Genomic DNA, 18,278 nt, shown 5'->3' with positions numbered 1-18,278 from the left:
GGTTAACAATAAGACTACCAAAATCGAAAGGAATGTTCAAACATGAAATTATCTTTGCGAGGTATTGTATTTAGCGCACTCATGGCAGCCATACTTGTCCTTTTCGGTTACATAAGCATTCCGATCGGTTTCTCACCTGTCCCGATTACATTGCAGACTCTTGCCGTGATGCTGGCTGGAGGATTGCTGGGCCCATTGTACGGTTTTCTAAGCATTGCTCTGGTCGTTATTTTGACTGCACTTGGCTTCCCTCTTCTGCATGGAACCGGAGGGCTGGCCGTTCTTCTGGGTCCTACAGGAGGATACGTCATGATGTGGCCTATATCCGCTCTCCTGATTGGATGGCTACTCGCTCGAATCAAACTGAAAAGCTTCTTCGGTTACTTCCTGGCATTTATCGTATTTGAGCTGTTCGGTTCAATGCTGATCTATGTTTCAGGTGTGCCCTGGCTTGCCTTTGCCTATAAAATGTCGTTCTCCGAAGCCATGATTCAGGGTTTCTATCCTTATATTATCGGGGATCTGGTCAAAGTCTTGTTCGCTGCTATTATCATTGCACCAGTGCGAACGGTTTTCCCTCCCACAACGACTGACAGGCCACACGAATTCGTCGGTTGTACAAGCGGATTCCTAAGGCTTTCAACCTGATCCATTTCGGATATACAATGATCCGAGTATGCAAAAATAAGCCGCCAAAAAACATATTGAAGGCTAAATGTTGACCAATCAGTATGTCTATCCGGGGAATCGACCTTCCGCGCCTTGGTCAGCATACGAACGGCGTCTTTGCTTGCGCAGTATGGGCCGGATCCGCTTCCGCTTAGGTCCGCTCATTGGTGGGTGTGCTAAAGACCAAACAACAAGTGTTTGGTCTTTAGCACATCCATGATTCTTTTTTTAGTTAATCCTTCTAATGGGCTATGAATACAATTCTTGTCCTTTTCCGCTAATGATATAAGTTTTTATTGATCGCCCACGATCACATGTACATTTTCATCATAATCTTTTTCTGATCCTCAAGCCCAGGCAGTCTGCGCACAAATTCCTTTTATCCTTTCACAGCGGAACCTACTGTCATCGCCCGCTCCACTTGTTCACTCAAGAATAGATAGACAAGTACCATCGGCAGGGAAGCTATAGTCATAACAGCCCCCATGGCCCCCCCAATCCGTGCTGTAGGAGCCCTGGAAGAAAAGCAAGCCTAGCGGCAAGGTCTTCATGTTCTCATCAGAAATCAGAATATAGGCCAAAGTGAACTCATTCCAGTTGTTCAAGAACTGAAAAATGGCTACAGTCGCAATTGCAGGCAAGGCAAGCGGCAAAATGATCTTCAGGAACAGGCTATAAATACTAGCTCCATCTATGCATGCCGCCTCTTCGATCTCCTTAGGGATTCCTACAAGAAAACCAAAGAAAACCATTGACGAGAAAGGAAGTCCAATTGCGATATAGGGAAGAATAAGAGCTCCATACGTATTCGTAAGGTGAAAATCGCGAACCAGAATGGCCAGTGGTATCATGATAACCTGCAGCGGCATAAACATTCCTATGATCATATAAGTCCGTACGGCAGAACGAAACCTCCACCTCATGCGAGCAACTGCAAAGGCAAACATCAGAGCCAGCAAAAGGATGAACAGAGTCGAGATCATCGATACGACAAGACTGTTCAGAAAGTAACGGGGAACATTAAATTGCGTCCAGGCATTGATATAATTTTCGTAACGAAAATGCATTGGTAGTCCGAATGGGTTGGTGACGAAAATCTCATCATTGTTCTTCAACGAGTAGGAAACCATCCAGAACAACGGATAGACGGAAACAATCAGATACAGCCACAGCGGTATCTGCAGGACAGCTTGTCTGAACTTGCCCAAAGCGGTTTTACTCATTTCGTTCTCCTTTTCAATACACGCCTTATCAGGCGGTTTGTCCGCGGTTGAACACCTTATTGATAACTACAGTTGCCAGCAGCGAGATCAGCACAAGCAACACGGATACAGCACATGCATAGCCATAATTGCTCTCCATAAAGGCATAGCGGTAAATCATGAATGTCAATGTATAGTTTGTAGTACCAGGTCCTCCGTTTGTCATAATTAGCATTTGCACAAAGGCACCTATTCCGGAGGTAATCGCAATAATGAAGCAGAATTTGTACGTTTCCCTCATTAAAGGAAGCGTGACATGCAGGTGCGCCCTCCATTTGCTGCAACCGTCAATCGTCGCGGCTTCAAAGTAGTCCTCGGGTACTGATTTTACCCCTGCATATAGCAGGGAGAATTGATACCCCATAAACTGCCAGGCGTTAACGAAGGCGATGGCAATGATCGATGTTGTCGGAGAGCTCAGCCAATTTTGCTGATATGGGATATTCAAGAGATCGAACAGCCGGTTGATCAGACCGTGGGTCGGGTCGTAGATTGCGATCCACAGCTGGCATACCACGGTTACAGATAGAACCACCGGGATAAAATAAGCCGTTTTCAGTATTTTCCGCCCGCGCGTACGCGGGTCCGCACAGATCAGCGCCAATAGAGTTCCCAATCCGATCTGAAAGACCGCCAGCACAATTGCAAAGATCAATCCGTTCTTAAGCGAATTGGCAAGTAGAGGATCGGAGAACAGCTCCCGGTAATTACTCAATCCCGAAAAGGTCGGCGTACTAAGGCCATCCCAATCATAAAAGCTACGAAGAACGGTCTGCAGAACCGGATAAATCAGGATCACACTGTACAGGATCAAAGCAGGGAGCAGAAACAGTGCCAGCGCCGGTTTGTTCCCCAAATATTTATTCATGTCTTGCTTCCACCCCTTATCTTCGGAACAGCCCCCTAGCGACTTATGCCGCCAAGGGTTGCTTGTCCCTGGATTATCAGTTTTCTTTCTCCTCAGTTTTCTTTCTCCAATGTACTGTTCAAATTGTTCACAAAATCCTCTGCCGAGAAGTCGTTCACTAACAGATTCTGGGTATTGTCATTGATTACGTTCTGAATTTTAGTATTACTCAGAAGCTGAGCATATTTCTGGGCGTTTGGCAGCAACTCTTTGGCGACCCGCTGCATCATTGCTGGAACATTGGAGGCGATTTGCTTATCGACCTTAGGCGAAATGATGGGACTTCCGAGTTGGGTATATCTGTACTCGGCTGATTTTGTTGCAAGGAATGCTGCTACCTTTACGGCCGTTTCCTTACTCTTGCTACTCGGCGATACTGCATAACCCTGCGGCGCCCCCGCGCCATCGATGAAGTATTTGGACTTCTCGTAGGTTTCTTCATCCTTTGCAGGCCAATACATCCAGTCAACCTGGTCGCCCAGCTTTTCCTGTGAGCTGTAAATTTCCCATTGTCCGTTCACGAACATGGCAGCTTTGCCCTGATAGAACAGGGACGATGCCTGGTCATAATTGGTATTCGTGGCGTTCGCGTCGAACAATCCGGCTTCCTGCAATTGCTTCATCTGTTGTGCCGCTGTTACGTACGCTTCCGGCAAGGCTTTTACACCTTCCTGATCAAGTGCTCCGAATCCTTGTGGCTGCTCTCTTGTGACCAACCCATTATAAAAAGCGGTCGTAATCCACTTCTCCTTGGCAAAGATCGACATGGGCACATAACCAGCAGCTTCCAACTTTTTCGATGCTTCGGCCATCTGCTCTATCGTCTTAATTGGCGTTTTGATTCCGACCTTCTCGAAAATCGACTTATTGTAATAGAGAAGCTGGAATTCAATACCGGTATCCGGATAAGCATACACATGATTGTCTGGAGCTACTAAACGCGATTCAACACCCGGGTTAAGATTCTCCTTGAATCGGGCCGTTGTGTCATATTTGTCCAGCACCTCGACATTTTTCGATTTCGCCAAAGTTTGCAGGGTCGGCCAATCCGTGAAATAGATATCCGGCATGTTTCCCGTCGCCGCATAAGTCTTCAGCTTCTGGTATCCATCCTGAACAGCAGAATCCAGTTCAATCTCGACGTTTGGCATTTCCTTTTTGAGCTCTTCCACTGCATAATCGAACGGCTTGGTGGTATCGGCGTCGAAATGCTGCGCATATACCTTCAATTTGATCGTTCCGTCTCCCGCCTTCGTCTCAGAGGAGCTTGAGTTATCCCCGCCACAAGCGGCCAATCCAACGGACATGGTAAGCACTAGCAATGCTGCACTCCAACGTTTGTAAGTTTTTTTCATTTGTTTATATCCCCCTCATGTGTTTCTTGTTGATTGCGCTTTCATTTACATGGCTAAAGTATACTCCTGCCTCTTCTCTTCTTTAAGGAATAAAACGGGCCTTATCAGTAAAAAACGGGACAAAAGAGCGAGCGGCCCTCCCATAAGGAGAACCGCTTGTCTGTAAATTGGATTGTCCTGCCTCGCAGGGCAGCTACCTTTTTTGAGTTGCTCATATTCAGTCGGCGTCATGCCAAAGCGTTTTTTGAAGCACTTGCTGAAATAATTGGGGTCGCTGTATCCGACACTTTCAGCGATTTCCGACAGCTTCCGATTTCCGTTCAGCAAGAGTTCCTTGGCCTTCTTCATCCGGATGTGTGTAATATGATCCACTATGGAGAAGCCGGACTCTTTGCGGAAGATGCGCCGCAAATAGCTGGGATCGACGAATACCCCGCCCGAAACCTGCTCAGCGGACAGTTCTGTGCCTGCATAATGTTCCTCGATATAGGCGATCGCCGCAGCAAAGAGATTGGAAGCCTTCGTAGGGCGCATATCCTCCATCAACTGGATCAGCCTGCGGTAGAGGGTGAGCATCCACCCTTCAGCAGCCTCCTAGGAATCTAACTCCCGCAGTCGGTCGTAAGGAGATTTGTCTCCTCCGTTCTCCCATAATCGATCATAAGAAATGCCGCGTTCACTTGCAAAGGAAAGTGCAAGAGATACAATCCCCATAAGCATGGCATCGGCGTACTCATCTCCCCACTTGCATACGCTTAGCTGACGGATTGCCTTGCGGACCTCCTCTAACGTTTCACTGTCTTTCATACGGAGGTCAAGCACGACCGCATCGCGCAGGTGGCCCAAATCAGGCATACATGCTCTACTATGCAACGCTTCACCACTATGATCCCTCCACTCTCCGGTTTCGCTTTCCCGCGGAAGCTCCGGTAATTTCGGCTTGATACGATCCAGCATCAAGATCATTTCTTCTGCATTGAACGGCTTCAGCAAATAATCCTGCACTCCGGTTCGAACCGCCTTCTGTAGATATTCAAATTCGTTATGTCCGGAAATGAATACAATAACGATGCGTTCGAACTTGACTTTCAACCTCTCGGCTAACTCTATTCCGTCAATGAAGGGCATATTGATATCAACGAGGGCGAGATGAGGCTGGTGCCGCTCGGCTTCCTGAAGCGCTTCCCGCCCATTCCTTGCCTCACAGCAAACCCGAAATCCGTGACTTTTCCAGTCTATCTTAATTCGCAGAAAGTCCCGGAACAGCGGCTCATCATCGACAATCATCACTTTATACATCTTTGTGCTCACTCCCCTTTTGGCAGCGTGGGCAGCGAAAGGTCAACAATGGTTCCTTCTCCGGGAACACTCTGCACCGATATCCCATACTCCTCACCGAAGTACAGACTCAGTCGCTGCTGAACGCTGTAGGTGCCAATTGACCGTATTCCTTCTTCCGGTAAATGTCTGGACATAATGGTCTGAACCTGGATTTCGTCCATCCCCACACCGTTATCCTCCACTCGAACGACCACCTTATCGCCCTGTTTAAAGGCATAAATGCGGATAAAACCTTTGGTTTCTTTCTTCTTAAGACCATGGTAAATCGAATTCTCGACAAGCGGCTGGAGCGAGAGCTTCGGAATCGGTGTACCCGCAAGTTCTGGTGGAATATCCACCTCATAGCGAAACACATCGGGATAACGGATTTGCAGAATCGTCAGGTAATCATCAGTAATCTGAGCTTCCTTCTCTAGAATAATGAGCTCCCGTCCCTTATTCAGCACCATACGATAAAAATCTGCCAGCGCCTTTGTAGTATCTCTAGCCTCATCATTACGGTCCAACTCATTGAGCGCGTAAATGGTATCCAAAGTGTTGTACAGAAAATGCGGTTTAATTTGGGCGCTCATCAGTGCAAGCTCATATTCACGCTTACGGTTCTGTTCCTGCCTCACCTCATCCAGTAGCTCCCGGACCCGTCTTACCATAAAGTTAAACGCTTCAGCAATGGTACCGATTTCATCCTCAGTGCGGACTGTCGCAACCGGTTGCAAATCACCGGTTACTACTTTTCGCATTGCCTTAGTCAGTTGTTCGAGAGGACTAACAACCATTCTGGACAGAAAGCTGGCGCCCAGCCAGGAAAAAACAAGGCATAATACGCCGATTAAAAGCGACAGCCTAACATTTTGCCGGACATCAGCCGTAAGCAGGCTGAGAGATACAATATTGACCAGCTTCCAATCCATCCGGTCATAATCAATGACCGTTACCAGATTGCCCTCATCCTCAAAAGAGCACGTTTCTTGGGACATATCAGGCGTGCAACGTTGAATGGCCTCAGCCAGATGTGGATTCACCGGATTCATCAGCCTCTCATTGTCTTTTGCCACGACCACGCGAGTTCCGTTATTCAAAAAATAATAGGATTTGGGCACATCCGGATCACTGGAACGAAAAAAAGCGGACAGACCTTCTTCCTTCACTAGCAGAAAAAGCGTTCCATACGGTTCGCCGGTGTCTATATTAATGACCGTCTTCCCCAGCGTCAAAACCGGGAGGTTCGGATCTGGTGTTAGGAAATCTCTCCTCTCCATATCAAACCAGAGTGCCTGTCCATAACTTTTGGATTCCCTTACCTGCTTAATCATGCTATAAGCTTTGCTCTCATCCCCACTCTGGGTGTAAGAGGCGAAAATTGTCCCTTTATTATCAATGAATACAGCGGCATCCACCTCACGAAAGATTGACAAGTCAATGGATAGGCGGCTCTGCATCAGGTTTCCAAACTGAATACGCTCCATGGCAGTATCAGGTTTGGCACCGTATGAATCATACATCCGGTTAATATTCGTAACCATAATATTGGCCGCCGTTTCCACACTGCTGAATATGTAATCGGTCCGAGACAGGATAAGCTGAGACTCGTCCACCACGTTGCTGGTGGTTCGGTCTATCAAAGAACGACTGAAGAGTTGGTTAGATAACAGTCCAAGAATGAGGAGAGAAACAATGATTAGCGGAAGAAATACCGTAATAACCTTGCTTTTGAATCGAAGCCGACCAAACCATTTTCGAGCTAGTGACAGAATATTCAATTTGAAACCCCTCCGTCATCAAGAGAATATTCATCATGTTAACACAACTAATCTGCACAGTAGTAGATTAAAAGTAAATTCAACAGCCATCTTGAAAGTATAAAGGGGATGTGTTAGGATGAAGTTGATTTTTAGTAAAATTATTAACTAAAAAGGTGTGAGCTCTTTGGCAACAATAAAAGACATTGCCCACGAAGCGGGAGTGTCTGCCGCAACAGTTTCAAGGGTTTTAAATAACGATCAGTCTCTGGCTGTGAGCCCGGACACCAGAAACAGAATTTTTTCGATTGCCAAACAGCTTGGATATAAACCTTCCCGGCTGAGACAATTAAAACAGAACACGGAACGTGCTGGAAAGACGGTCTCCCTCCTGTTGTGGTGTTCCATTGAAGAAGAACGGGACGATCCGTATTACGCCTCGATCCGTCGTGGAATCGAGCTGCGCTGTGAAGAGCTTGGCCTGACGTTGGGACAGACTCTGCGGGGCCGCTCTTCCATCTCCACCTTGCAGAAGACAGACGGTCTGATTGTTGTGGGCGGCGTCGATCCAGAAGAGGTGATCAAGCTGCATCCCGACAAGAACTCCATTGTCCTTGTGGACCAGTATCATGAACAGCTGGAGTACGATTCTGTACGCCTCCACTTCCGTCAAGCTGTTGATCAGGCACTCGGACATCTAATCGAGCTTGGCCACCAACAAATCGGGTTTATCGGCGGCAAAAGCGACGGAGAGCGACGTGCGCATTATTTTGAACGGTTCATGCGGGAACAGGGATTGTACAATCCTCAATTCGTCCGTGTAGGCGCATGGAGTACCGCGGATGGATATCTGATGATGAACAATCTCCTTACCGAACAGGAAAGACCGACGGCTTGCTTCGTTGCAAGCGACCCGCTGGCCATTGGAGCCCTTCGCGCCCTGCATGGACATGGAATACGGGTGCCCGAGGATATGGCTGTCGTCGGCTTCGACGACATTGAGATGGCGGCCTTCGTACAGCCTCCGCTCACCACCGTACGTGCCTACCCCGAAGAGATGGGAAAGGCTGCCGTTCAACTGCTCTCTGAACGATTTGAGGGACGTGAACCACCTTCGCACAGCGTAATCGGGACTAGGCTTGTCATACGGGAGAGCTCGTGCAGAAACGGCTAAAATCAGCAAGTGAAATTCTCAATGTTTTTGATAAAATCCTTACGTGAAAACAAATTAATATGATGAACCCTCAAGGAGTGAATACCATGAACATTCATGTAGACGAGACGCTTGGTTTGTTCCATCTGCAGTCCAAGGATTGCAGCTATATTATCCAGCTTGTAGAAGGATATCCCGCACATGTTTATTGGGGAGCCCGACTTCATCATGACAAAAGTCTGGCAAGTATACTGGAGCTTAGGGAGCGGTGCTCCTTTTCTCCCAATCCTGTTCCTTCCAATCGTACAATTTCCCTGGATACGCTTCCCCAGGAATATCCTCAGTATGGAACAAGCGACTTTCGTCAGCCTGCTTACCAGGCTGCACTTGCGGACGGAACCCGGATTACGGAGCTAAAATATAGTGGTTACCGTATTGTAGCGGGTAAACCACAGCTCGAAGGACTTCCTGCCGTCTATACCGAATCGGATGATGAAGCGGCAACCCTCTTTCTAACCCTTGAGGACAAATACTCGGGTCTTAAGACTACACTGCTCTATACCGTATTTGCGAATCACAGCGCTATTGCCCGGTCTACTCTTTTTGAGCATAAGGGAAGCGCTGTCATGAATATTGAGCATGCAATGAGCGCCTCTGTCGATTTCGCCGATTCCAACTACCAGGCTCTCTACCTGTCCGGAGCGTGGGTGCGGGAAAGACATATCCAGCGCCGCGACCTCGGACCCGGTGCCATTCGGTTAGAGAGCCGTCGGGGCTCCAGCAGCCATCAGATGAATCCCTTTCTGGCACTGCTTCGTCCTGATGCAACTGAAGATCACGGAGATGTATACGGCTTCAGTCTGGTCTACAGCAGCAACTTCGTTGCACAGGCAGAAGTAGAGCAATTCAACCAGACCCGTGTAAGTATCGGAATCAATCCCTTTGACTTCTCCTGGCGACTTGAACCGGGTCAGTCATTCCAGACCCCTGAAGCCGTTCTGGTCTTTTCCGAAGAAGGTCTTGGAGGCATGTCGCGCACCTATCATCGTCTCTACCGCACTCGTCTGTGCCGGGGGGCTTACCGTGACAAAGAGCGCCCTATTCTCGTAAACAATTGGGAAGCTACTTATTTCAACTTCGACGCCGATAAAATCGAAGCGATTGCTAAGGAAGCCGGGCCCCTCGGTATTGAGCTCTTTGTTCTGGATGACGGTTGGTTTGGCAAACGCGACAACGACGATAGTTCGCTTGGAGACTGGTTTGAGGATCACCGTAAGCTGCCTGGCGGTCTTGCCGACCTAGCCAAAAGGGTTAATGAACAAGGTTTACAGTTTGGCTTGTGGGTAGAGCCGGAAATGGTGTCTCCTGATAGTGAATTGTACCGCAAGCATCCCGACTGGTGCCTGCATGCTGAGGGTCGGCGGCGGACGGAAGGCCGATCCCAATTGGTGCTCGATCTCTCCCGCAAGGAAGTATGCGACTATTTGTACGATACGCTCAGCTCCGTTTTTTCGATCGCTCCAATTACTTATGTCAAGTGGGACATGAACCGTAATATGACGGAGATTGCTTCGGCTACAGCTTCTAGCGAACGGCAAAAGGAAACCGCACACCGTTATATGCTCGGACTTTACGATCTGCTGGAACGCCTGACCTCCCGGTTTCCGGACATCTTGTTCGAAAGCTGCTCCGGAGGAGGCGGACGATTTGATCCCGGAATGCTCTACTATATGCCGCAAACATGGACCAGCGACGATACCGATGCAATTGAAAGATTGGCTATCCAGTACGGAACAAGCATCGTGTATCCAGCCAGCACCATGGGAGCACACGTATCGAGCGTACCGAACCACCAGGTGGGACGAATGACCTCCCTCGCCATACGTGGTGACGTGGCAATGAGTGGCAACTTTGGCTACGAGCTTGACCTTACTGCATTTACAAAGGAAGAAAAAGAGCTCGCTGCCAAACAAATCGCCCAGTATAAGGAGATTCGCTCCCTTGTACAGCAGGGGAATATGTATCGGCTTCTTAGCCCGTTTGAAGGCCGAGGCGATACGGCTTGGATGTTCGTTAGCGAGGACCAGTCGGAAGCGTTTGTTGCTTATTTCCGCGTACTGGCTGAGCCCAATGGTCCAATCCTGCGATTAACTTTAAAAGGACTTAACCCAGAGAAAAAGTATAAGATCGAAACCGGCGCAGCAGGCAATACTACTGACCATACGGGTAATACCTTGGGGGAAGACGCTGGTTCCCCCTTCCACGAAGCGTTCGGCGGCGAAATCTTTGGAGGTGACCGCTTAATGAAAATTGGGCTTGTTGTCTCGGATCTGTCAGGAGATTTTGTCAGCTCCACCTTCCGCCTTAAGGCTGTCCCCCGCGGATAAACGATGCAGCCAGTGACGATAATAGGACGATAAAAAAATTAAAACAAGGCAGTCCGATTCTCTGGTCTGCCTTGTTTCATCATTAATCCGATAATTTAGGTATATTCATTCACTTTCGTTTGCTTCAAACCCTGTCTGCCACAGTGCGTGAAACCATCTCATCACTTGCCAACTTCTCGATGTATTTCTGAACGACCGTTGGCTCTTTCACTTCGGGGGATTCTGTATGCGCACACAGGTGGTATTATTTCCGTCAGTCTGTTCACTGTGCTTTGTTGCAGCATGTCACTGATCCTATTCCTGCGAAGCGGAGTTTTACCAAACTCCTTCCGTTCACCCGGTTCCTGATTAAACACCTGCAAGCCAATATAACGTAAGGCGATCAGAAATACAGTTTTAAATTTTACAAAACCGGGCTGGAATAACAGCTCGACTTTCATTTTAACCGTATAAGAATTGGCAAACCCTAATCGAGTACCCTACTTCGCCGCATTTAATTAATGTTAATTTGTATTATTGTCCTCCGACAAATGTACAGTTATTATACTGTTTTGATCAGCAAACTGTTGCTGATATTCCGGGAGTTTTCAATGCCGAAGCAAACAGCCTAATGTACGATCGGGTAGATGCTCAAGCAAAGCTATGACCTATCTGTCTTTTGTATCAGTTACAAAGACAATGAGCTATCGTTATTTGTATGCATTTCCTTCTTCTGCTTCCGTTTCAGCTTCAGATTAGCTACGACCATATAAAGAGTAGGCACTACAAACAAAGTTAAAATGGTTGAAAAGATTAGTCCGAATATAATGGTCGTTGCCAACGGTTTGAACAAGATCTCCCCTATTGTGGCAATGGGGATCATACCGACAATCGCAGTTAACGAAGTAAGCAAGATCGGACGGAAACGGGCAGAGCATGCCATTAGAATCGCGTCTGTTAAATTAGCTCCTTCACGCCGCGCATCTTCAATAAACTCTATCAATACGATACCGTTACGCACGACGATACCAGCAAGTGAAATGATACCCATAATACTCATAAATCCAATTGGCATACCTGAAATAAAGCTTCCAAGGATTCCCCCTGCCGCTGCCAGATAAACAGTGGTCATAATAATTAGCGGTGTGGAAACCGAGTAAAACTGCATTGTGATTAAAAGGAGAATAAGAAAAATAACAATAACAGCTAATTTGCCCAAATCCTTAAACATATCGGACTGCGCGGATGTTTCCCCCCCATCTCCCAGGTGTAGCCTGGTTCAAACTGTGTATTTGTAAGTTTGCTACGGATGTCCTGAGTGAGTTCTGTAGCCGTACGCCCATTTGCATTGGCTGAGATCGTTACAGTCCGTTCCAAATCATAGCGGTGGATTTGCTGGATGGAAAAGTCCGGTTTCATCGTGGCTAACTGGGATAAGGGGATTTGCTCCCTTGCTGAATTGTTCACACTTAATTGTTGGAATAATACCTCAGGATCATTGTTTGGTTTGTTCATATATACATTTACATCAAGTAATTCCTTACCCGTATCAAAATCCGTTACATTCACCCCGTCACCCATTAATAGCAAAGTACGCGTTAAATCGGAATAGCTAACCCGATATTTATCCAAGGCTTGCTGATTGATTTGGAAATTCAGATTATAGCTTTGCATACCCATATTATCGGTCACATCTACAGCTCCGGGGGTCCCCGCAACGATTTCTTTTACTTTAGTTGTCATATTTTGCAGTTTTCCGATGTCTTCTCCTTTAATACGGATAGACACCGCACTGCCGACCGGAATACCTAATTGAGGAACGCGAATGCTTATCAATGCAGATGGATATTTAGCTTGTAGCGTATGGGTCCAATTATCCACTGTTTTTTTAAGATCAAATAGCCCGTCTTTTCCAACGACAGCAAGTTGACCGTTTACCGCTCCCCCAGAGCCGTGACCACCTGCAACATCGCTGTACAGCTGAGGCGCTCCTCCACCTGCCGTTGCCGCCAGCCGCTCTGTTTCCGGCTGTTTTTTGACCCAGTTCCCAATCTCCTTTACAACCTGATTGGTTGCCTGCAACGACGTTCCTTCTGGCATCGTTACGCTGATCGTGGCATCCGCTTGATCGGAATCCGGAAATAATTCAATGGGAACAATAGCAAGTAGTCCATAAGCTGCTGTACCAATCATAAGACCAATAAGCGCTGTTAAAAGTGGACGTCGCAGTATTCTTGGCATCCAGTTTTTAGAGTACACATTGGAGAGAGACTGTATTTGATTACCAAGAAGCCCAGGTGGCTTGGTCGTTTTGCTACGTTCTTTACCCTTACGGCGGCTATCATACCATTGACGGAAAATAGGAATGATCGTTAGCGACATAATCATGGAAGCCAGCATCGTTAACGAAATAACGGTAGGTATCGGTTTAATAAAGTCTCCAATAGTGCCCGGCAGGAATAAAAGCGGGGCAAATGCCGCAACCGTAGCTAACGTAGCTGTAATGATCGATAAGGATACCTCTTTCGTTCCTTTAATTGCCGCCTCCGTAGCATCTTCCCCAAATTCAGAGCGTCGGCGTTCAATGTTGTCATTTACCACGACGGCATCATCAACCAATATCCCTAGCACGATGATTAATCCGATGACTGAAATTTGATTCAGTGTGGTTCCTGTTGTGGGCAAGAAAATAAAGCCGATGGCGATGGAAACAGGAATTGCCAAGGCCACAAATGCAGAAGTCAGCAAATTCAAACCTAATGTACATATAACAATGACCGATATAATAGCGATGAGCATCTCTTTGGTGAGATTACCAAACATTTCACTTACTCGATCATTTTGCGCAAAAAGCAGCTCAAAATGAACATTCTTCGGCAAACTGCTCGCAAGTTCATTAATTTTGGCTGCTGCCGCTTTAGATACCGTTGGCACGTCTGTGCCTGTATCTCCACTCACACTGATCGAAATAGCAGGCTTGTTATTCATATACGTATAACTAGCCGCTTTTTTAAATACAAGTGAGGCTGTACCTACATCTTTCAGAGATATCGGGAATCCATCGTCATTGCTTGAAATCTGGACGTTATTTAGAATAGATGGATCAGTTGAGGCATTTACCGTCAGCTGATAAGTACGCTCATTGAAATCCATACTTCCTGTAGGAACTCTGTCATTCTCATTTTTGATCGCTTGAACAACCTGCTCCCAGGAGATGTTATATTGTTGCATCTTTTGTGTGTCTAAACTGATTCGTACTTCTTGATCCGGTATTCCTTGAATATTAACTTGCGAAACACCCGAAACCGTTTTTAATTGATCTTTCCATTTGTTCATCAATTCATTCAACGAGTATAAATTCTCAACTTTATCAGAAGTAATCGCATATGAACCGATGAAAGAGCTTGTCATGCTATCATTGATAATGGGCTGCATCGCATCATCTGGAAGCTCGGACTGTGCATCTTGTACCTTTGTACGAAGATCAGCCCACACCTTTGTCGGGTCCGCATCTTCAAAAGCTTCTATCATTATACTGGATTGGCCTTTAGATGAAGTGGAAGAAATCGTTTTGACACCTTGTACTGCTTTAATTTTCTGTTCCATTACCTTAGTAATGGTTTGCTCGATTCTTTCAGGAGAGGCGCCCGGATAGACGGTTGTAACACTGGCTGACAAGGGAATAACATCAGGCTGCTCCTGTTTAGGTAGCGATGTAAAATTGTAGAGTCCTAGCAGAATACACATACCAAAGAAAATAAGTGTAATTTTCTGCTTTTTAACGATGTATTTAATCATTTAGACGATTCCTCCGATTTCCCAAGTACATCATTCCCAAGTAAATCGCCATTAAATAAAGTTCCTGCTCCTTGGGTAACAATTTGATCGCCTGCTTGTAGTCCAGAGACAACTTCGAACTGATTATTAGTCACTTTTCCAACTTTAATCGCTGTTTTAACGGCCTTGCCATTTACAGCTTTAAAGACATAAGGATCATCTCCGGTGCTAATTACAGCCTCTACTGGCACTAACAATGCTTCAGATTGATTCATCCTTTTAGATGCGCTGATGACTTGACCAGGCTTCCAATTTAGCTCAGGATTAGGAATGCTGACCTCCACATTGATGCTTCCCGTTTTGGAATTAGTCGATGGATAGATCTGGGTAACGGTCCCTGTTCTAATTTCATTATAGAGAGATATATTTACTTTTTGATCTTTCTTCCACGATAAGATTTCACTGTCCGGTACAGGCAGGAGCACTTTTAAAGTACTAATATTTCCGACAATAAACGCTTCACTCCCGCTGGAGCCCAGTTGACCATCAGATACCTTTTTCTCAATCACAACACCAGATATGGGGGATGTTAAAGTAGCTTTCTTAAGAGCTAAAGCCGTTTGTTCATAAGCAGCTACCGCATCCTCGTAGGAAGCCTGTGCCTGAGCTTTACTGGCTAGACCTTGTTGCTGAGTAGCCATAGCCGATTCCAGCCCTGCCCTGGCCTGATCGACGCCAGCCGAAGCTTGTGTACGCTGTTCCTGGGAAGCCCCTGCAAGCAAAAGGGACAATTTCTCTTGCGCATCACTTAAACTTTTTTGTGCGTTCGTTACTTCCAGCTGCGCATTTTCATTTTCTGTTAAGGATACTGCACCTGCCTGGAATAGACTTTGGGTCCGGGCGGCATCTGCCTTTTTCTTGTTGTACATATTGGTTGCCGCAGTAACCGCATTTTGAGACTGTGCAATTTCCTGTTTTTTGGCTCCATTGTTCAATTCCTGCAATTTGGATTGGGCTGAATTAATCTGGGATTGTGCATTATGAATGCTTGCCTGTGCCGATTGAACAGAAGCGTCCGCTTGGCTGACACCGGCTTTGGCCTTTTCCAAAGTTGCCTTGGCCTGTGCAAGCTGCAGCTGATAAGTGGTTGTGTCCAATTTCGCGAGGACTGCCCCTTTCTGTACCTGATCTCCCACTTCAACCGTCGTATTTAAAATACGTCCATTCGCTTCAAGGGAAACTGCGGTTTGATTGCTGGCCTGCAATGTTCCCGCCAGATTAAATTCATTAGTTAAAGGCTTCATCGCTACTTTTTGAATGTGTACCGGTTGACCGGATTTTACAGCGGTATCCTCCGAAGCACTTGAGCAACCGGAAACCACCATAGCGAAAGTTATTCCCGTGACTAGCATTTTGATTCGTGTCCTATTCAACAATTTCATCCTCCTCGACTTCCTCTAAGCAGTTTCAGCAATCCATAATATTAAACTGCATTTATTCTCTTTTAAGAGTACAACGGTTTATAAACAAAAAAATCGTACATAAGGGCAAGCACCTCATGTACGATAGGGCAAATTCAAAATGAATATATGTTTTTATTACCAATTTTAAAGATGCAGAATGCCTCGTTCCAGAGACACGGCTACCGCTTCAGATCGGGAATCTACACCGAGTTTATTGTAAATGTTTGTTAAATGCGCTTTCACGGTCCGCTCCGAAATCCCCATGTCGAACGCAATTTCTTTGCTCCTAAGCCCCCGTGCAACGGACTGTAATATAATCCTTTCTTTCTCGGTCAAGATAGAAGTATCTTCATGCTGCTCGCTCTTGACCTCTCTCTCACTTGTTTTAGCAAAAACTCTTGCTGTAATTTCCGGCTGAAGAAGTGTCTCTCCCCTTAATGCTGATTCAATAGTCCGAAATAGATTCTCTCGACTGGTATCCTTTAATAAATATCCTTTCGCTCCCAAGGACAGTCCCTGTATCATTAAATCATCCTCGTTATAGGTAGTCAGGATAATAACCGGTGTTTCATTTTGTCGCTCTTTTAAAGCTTTCATCGTTTCCAAGCCGCTCATTTGGGGCATATATAGATCCATTAGTATGACATCCGGCTGAAGTTCCTCAATCAGGGTAAGAGCTGTTGCCCCTTCTTCCGCTTCACCAACCACTTCGTAGCTGTCATTTGTCTCTAGAACAAGCTTTAGCCCTTCTCTAACCACCCAATGATCATCTACAATTAATATTTTAAATTTCATGATACGTCTCCTTTAGTAAGGGGGGGCCTCTACTTTTATAGACGTCCCTTCTCTCACTGTGCTGTTGATATTTATTGTTCCGCCCAGCAGACGCACACGCTCATGAATGCCTATTAATCCATAGTGTCCTGCTTGTCTGGCAATGATATCTGGGTTAAATCCTTTCCCATCATCACGGACCTCTATAGAAATTATACCTTGACTATCCAAAATATTGATCCATACGTTCTTGGCATGCGAATGCTTGGCTATGTTCGTTAGACATTCACTTATGATGTGCAGCCCATGTTCAATCAACAGCCTGGATACTGAGGATTTGATCTTGATGTCCAGCGCTGTTCGGATTCCGGTAGCCATCGTAAAGCGCTGCGCTTCTTCCCGGACTGCATCAGCAAAGTCGACTTCCGAGGCCGATTTTGAACGCAGGTTGTCTATAGCCCGGCGTGAGTCAGCCAACGCTTTGCGTGCCTGGGACATGGACTGCTGAACGATCTCATGTGCTCTCTGTGAGCTGCCTTTTGTCAGATGGGCATCTATGGCTTCCAACTGCATAATAAGCCCAGCAAGACCTTGAGCCAGTGTATCATGCAAATCCCGTGCCATACGTTGCCGTTCATTGGCTAGCGTAAGCTCTTCCACTTTTTGATGTGCAAGCTCCAGCTCAGCAAGAAAGTTTTGGGTACGAATCCGAGCATTAACCTGCCTGTAGAAAAGATTAGCGTAGGCAGCTACGATAATGGTTAGCAGAATGAGCATTGAAATAAATAACACGGAGCTATCGCTATCGTAGCTCCATATAAAGTAAGAACAAAAAAGAAGATAGAAACTAAAAAACACCAATACAACTTTTTTCGCTTGATAATAAACACCTAGGCTTTGACCGAGTAATACCGGGATTAATCCAACCAGCACAATTGAAAAGCTTTTAGGCAGAAGAAAAGCGCTTGAAAAGATGAGGGCTCCTTGAATAATAAAATAAAACCATGAACAGTAGTGTAGAACTTTACGAACATGCCAGTACAAAAGTACATGCACAATCAGGGCCAGGGAGAACAAAAAACTCTGAAACGGCAGTAGTGTATATTTATTCTGAAAAATAAGCCCTTCACTATGAATCAAAATGACCCATATTATAATAGGAACTCTGGATGTACTAATTCGATCACTTTCTCCATCGTTTATTTTTAAGTCTACATTTTGTCCTTGTTCCTTGGATTCGTTGCCCATAATCCACCTCTTTATTCCTTTGGTCCAACTAAAATAACTGAAATGAAAAGTCATACAACTAACTTATATGCTTACAAAAAAACATTATATTTATATTTTATCACTTTGTAGCTTAGTTAAAAGTAAGTCAGACTTTCTCAAGCTATTTTACAAAATAATGGAGTTAACCCTTCATATCATAAAAAGAAAATTCGCATCATTAACATCCTGCTAATTTACTTTGA

At 45.9% G+C, this 18,278-nt stretch carries 11 protein-coding genes and 2 pseudogenes; 3 read left to right on the top strand and 10 right to left on the bottom strand.

Going from position 1 to position 18,278, the window contains the following annotated elements; all coding sequences use genetic code 11:
- Window positions 1-42 precede the first annotated feature (42 nt).
- Window positions 43-648, top strand: a complete 606-nt coding sequence (locus tag QMK20_RS12325; RefSeq protein WP_283655940.1) for a biotin transporter BioY — start codon at window positions 43-45, stop codon at window positions 646-648.
- A 400-nt stretch (window positions 649-1,048) separates the two neighbouring features.
- Here the strand turns inward: QMK20_RS12325 and QMK20_RS12320 are convergent.
- The 6 genes and pseudogenes from QMK20_RS12320 to QMK20_RS12295 form a co-directional block, all read right to left on the bottom strand.
- A pseudogene (locus tag QMK20_RS12320) lies at window positions 1,049-1,892 on the bottom strand (carbohydrate ABC transporter permease).
- A 28-nt stretch (window positions 1,893-1,920) separates the two neighbouring features.
- Complete coding sequence (locus QMK20_RS12315; protein WP_283655938.1) at window positions 1,921-2,799, bottom strand: carbohydrate ABC transporter permease; 879 nt, start codon at window positions 2,797-2,799, stop codon at window positions 1,921-1,923.
- 92 nt (window positions 2,800-2,891) lie between these two features.
- A complete protein-coding gene (locus QMK20_RS12310) occupies window positions 2,892-4,193 on the bottom strand; it encodes an ABC transporter substrate-binding protein (RefSeq protein WP_283655937.1) in 1,302 nt (433 codons plus the stop codon).
- A 45-nt stretch (window positions 4,194-4,238) separates the two neighbouring features.
- Window positions 4,239-4,769, bottom strand: coding sequence for a helix-turn-helix transcriptional regulator (locus tag QMK20_RS12305; RefSeq protein ID WP_283655936.1), 531 nt, complete (start codon window positions 4,767-4,769; stop codon window positions 4,239-4,241).
- An 18-nt stretch (window positions 4,770-4,787) separates the two neighbouring features.
- Entirely contained in the window at window positions 4,788-5,492 is a 705-nt protein-coding gene (locus QMK20_RS12300; protein ID WP_283655935.1) for a response regulator, read from the bottom strand.
- Between the two features lie 8 nt (window positions 5,493-5,500).
- Entirely contained in the window at window positions 5,501-7,294 is a 1,794-nt protein-coding gene (locus QMK20_RS12295; RefSeq protein WP_283655934.1) for a sensor histidine kinase, read from the bottom strand.
- A gap of 166 nt (window positions 7,295-7,460) precedes the next feature.
- On the opposite strand from QMK20_RS12295, the gene QMK20_RS12290 reads away from it, so the two are divergent.
- Together QMK20_RS12290 and QMK20_RS12285 are read left to right on the top strand one after the other, a co-directional pair.
- Window positions 7,461-8,447 (top strand): LacI family DNA-binding transcriptional regulator, encoded by a 987-nt coding sequence (locus QMK20_RS12290; protein WP_283655933.1) that lies wholly within the window; start codon window positions 7,461-7,463, stop codon window positions 8,445-8,447.
- An 86-nt stretch (window positions 8,448-8,533) separates the two neighbouring features.
- Entirely contained in the window at window positions 8,534-10,813 is a 2,280-nt protein-coding gene (locus QMK20_RS12285; protein ID WP_283655932.1) for an alpha-galactosidase, read from the top strand.
- Window positions 10,814-11,480: 667 nt separating this feature from the next.
- Here QMK20_RS12285 and QMK20_RS12280 read toward each other — a convergent pair.
- The 4 genes and pseudogenes from QMK20_RS12280 to QMK20_RS12265 all read right to left on the bottom strand — a co-directional run bounded on the left by QMK20_RS12280 (window position 11,481) and on the right by QMK20_RS12265 (window position 18,054).
- Window positions 11,481-14,590: pseudogene (locus QMK20_RS12280) on the bottom strand (efflux RND transporter permease subunit).
- A complete protein-coding gene (locus tag QMK20_RS12275; protein WP_283655931.1) occupies window positions 14,587-16,011 on the bottom strand; it encodes an efflux RND transporter periplasmic adaptor subunit in 1,425 nt (474 codons plus the stop codon). The pseudogene QMK20_RS12280 and the gene QMK20_RS12275 overlap by 4 nt, the downstream one beginning before the upstream one ends.
- Window positions 16,012-16,176: 165 nt before the next feature.
- Window positions 16,177-16,827: a response regulator gene (locus tag QMK20_RS12270; protein WP_283655930.1), complete on the bottom strand. Its 651-nt coding sequence runs from the start codon at window positions 16,825-16,827 to the stop codon at window positions 16,177-16,179.
- Between the two features lie 12 nt (window positions 16,828-16,839).
- A complete protein-coding gene (locus QMK20_RS12265; RefSeq protein ID WP_283655929.1) occupies window positions 16,840-18,054 on the bottom strand; it encodes a sensor histidine kinase in 1,215 nt (404 codons plus the stop codon).
- Between the last annotated feature and the right edge of the window lie 224 nt (window positions 18,055-18,278).

The sequence above is a fragment of the Paenibacillus sp. RC334 genome (assembly GCF_030034735.1).
Classification (GTDB): domain Bacteria; phylum Bacillota; class Bacilli; order Paenibacillales; family Paenibacillaceae; genus Paenibacillus; species Paenibacillus terrae_A.
The sequence above is the reverse complement of the archived record's forward strand: the minus strand, read 5'-3'. Positions and strand labels throughout refer to the sequence as shown.

Coding starts and splice junctions, on each gene's coding strand:
- QMK20_RS12305 (WP_283655936.1), bottom strand. CDS start 4,769: ATGCTCACCCTCTACCGCAGGCTGATCCAGTTGATGGAGGATATGCGC.
- QMK20_RS12325 (WP_283655940.1), top strand. CDS start 43: ATGAAATTATCTTTGCGAGGTATTGTATTTAGCGCACTCATGGCAGCC.
- QMK20_RS12285 (WP_283655932.1), top strand. CDS start 8,534: ATGAACATTCATGTAGACGAGACGCTTGGTTTGTTCCATCTGCAGTCC.
- QMK20_RS12300 (WP_283655935.1), bottom strand. CDS start 5,492: ATGTATAAAGTGATGATTGTCGATGATGAGCCGCTGTTCCGGGACTTT.
- QMK20_RS12315 (WP_283655938.1), bottom strand. CDS start 2,799: ATGAATAAATATTTGGGGAACAAACCGGCGCTGGCACTGTTTCTGCTC.
- QMK20_RS12270 (WP_283655930.1), bottom strand. CDS start 16,827: ATGAAATTTAAAATATTAATTGTAGATGATCATTGGGTGGTTAGAGAA.
- QMK20_RS12310 (WP_283655937.1), bottom strand. CDS start 4,193: ATGAAAAAAACTTACAAACGTTGGAGTGCAGCATTGCTAGTGCTTACC.
- QMK20_RS12275 (WP_283655931.1), bottom strand. CDS start 16,011: ATGAAATTGTTGAATAGGACACGAATCAAAATGCTAGTCACGGGAATA.
- QMK20_RS12265 (WP_283655929.1), bottom strand. CDS start 18,054: ATGGGCAACGAATCCAAGGAACAAGGACAAAATGTAGACTTAAAAATA.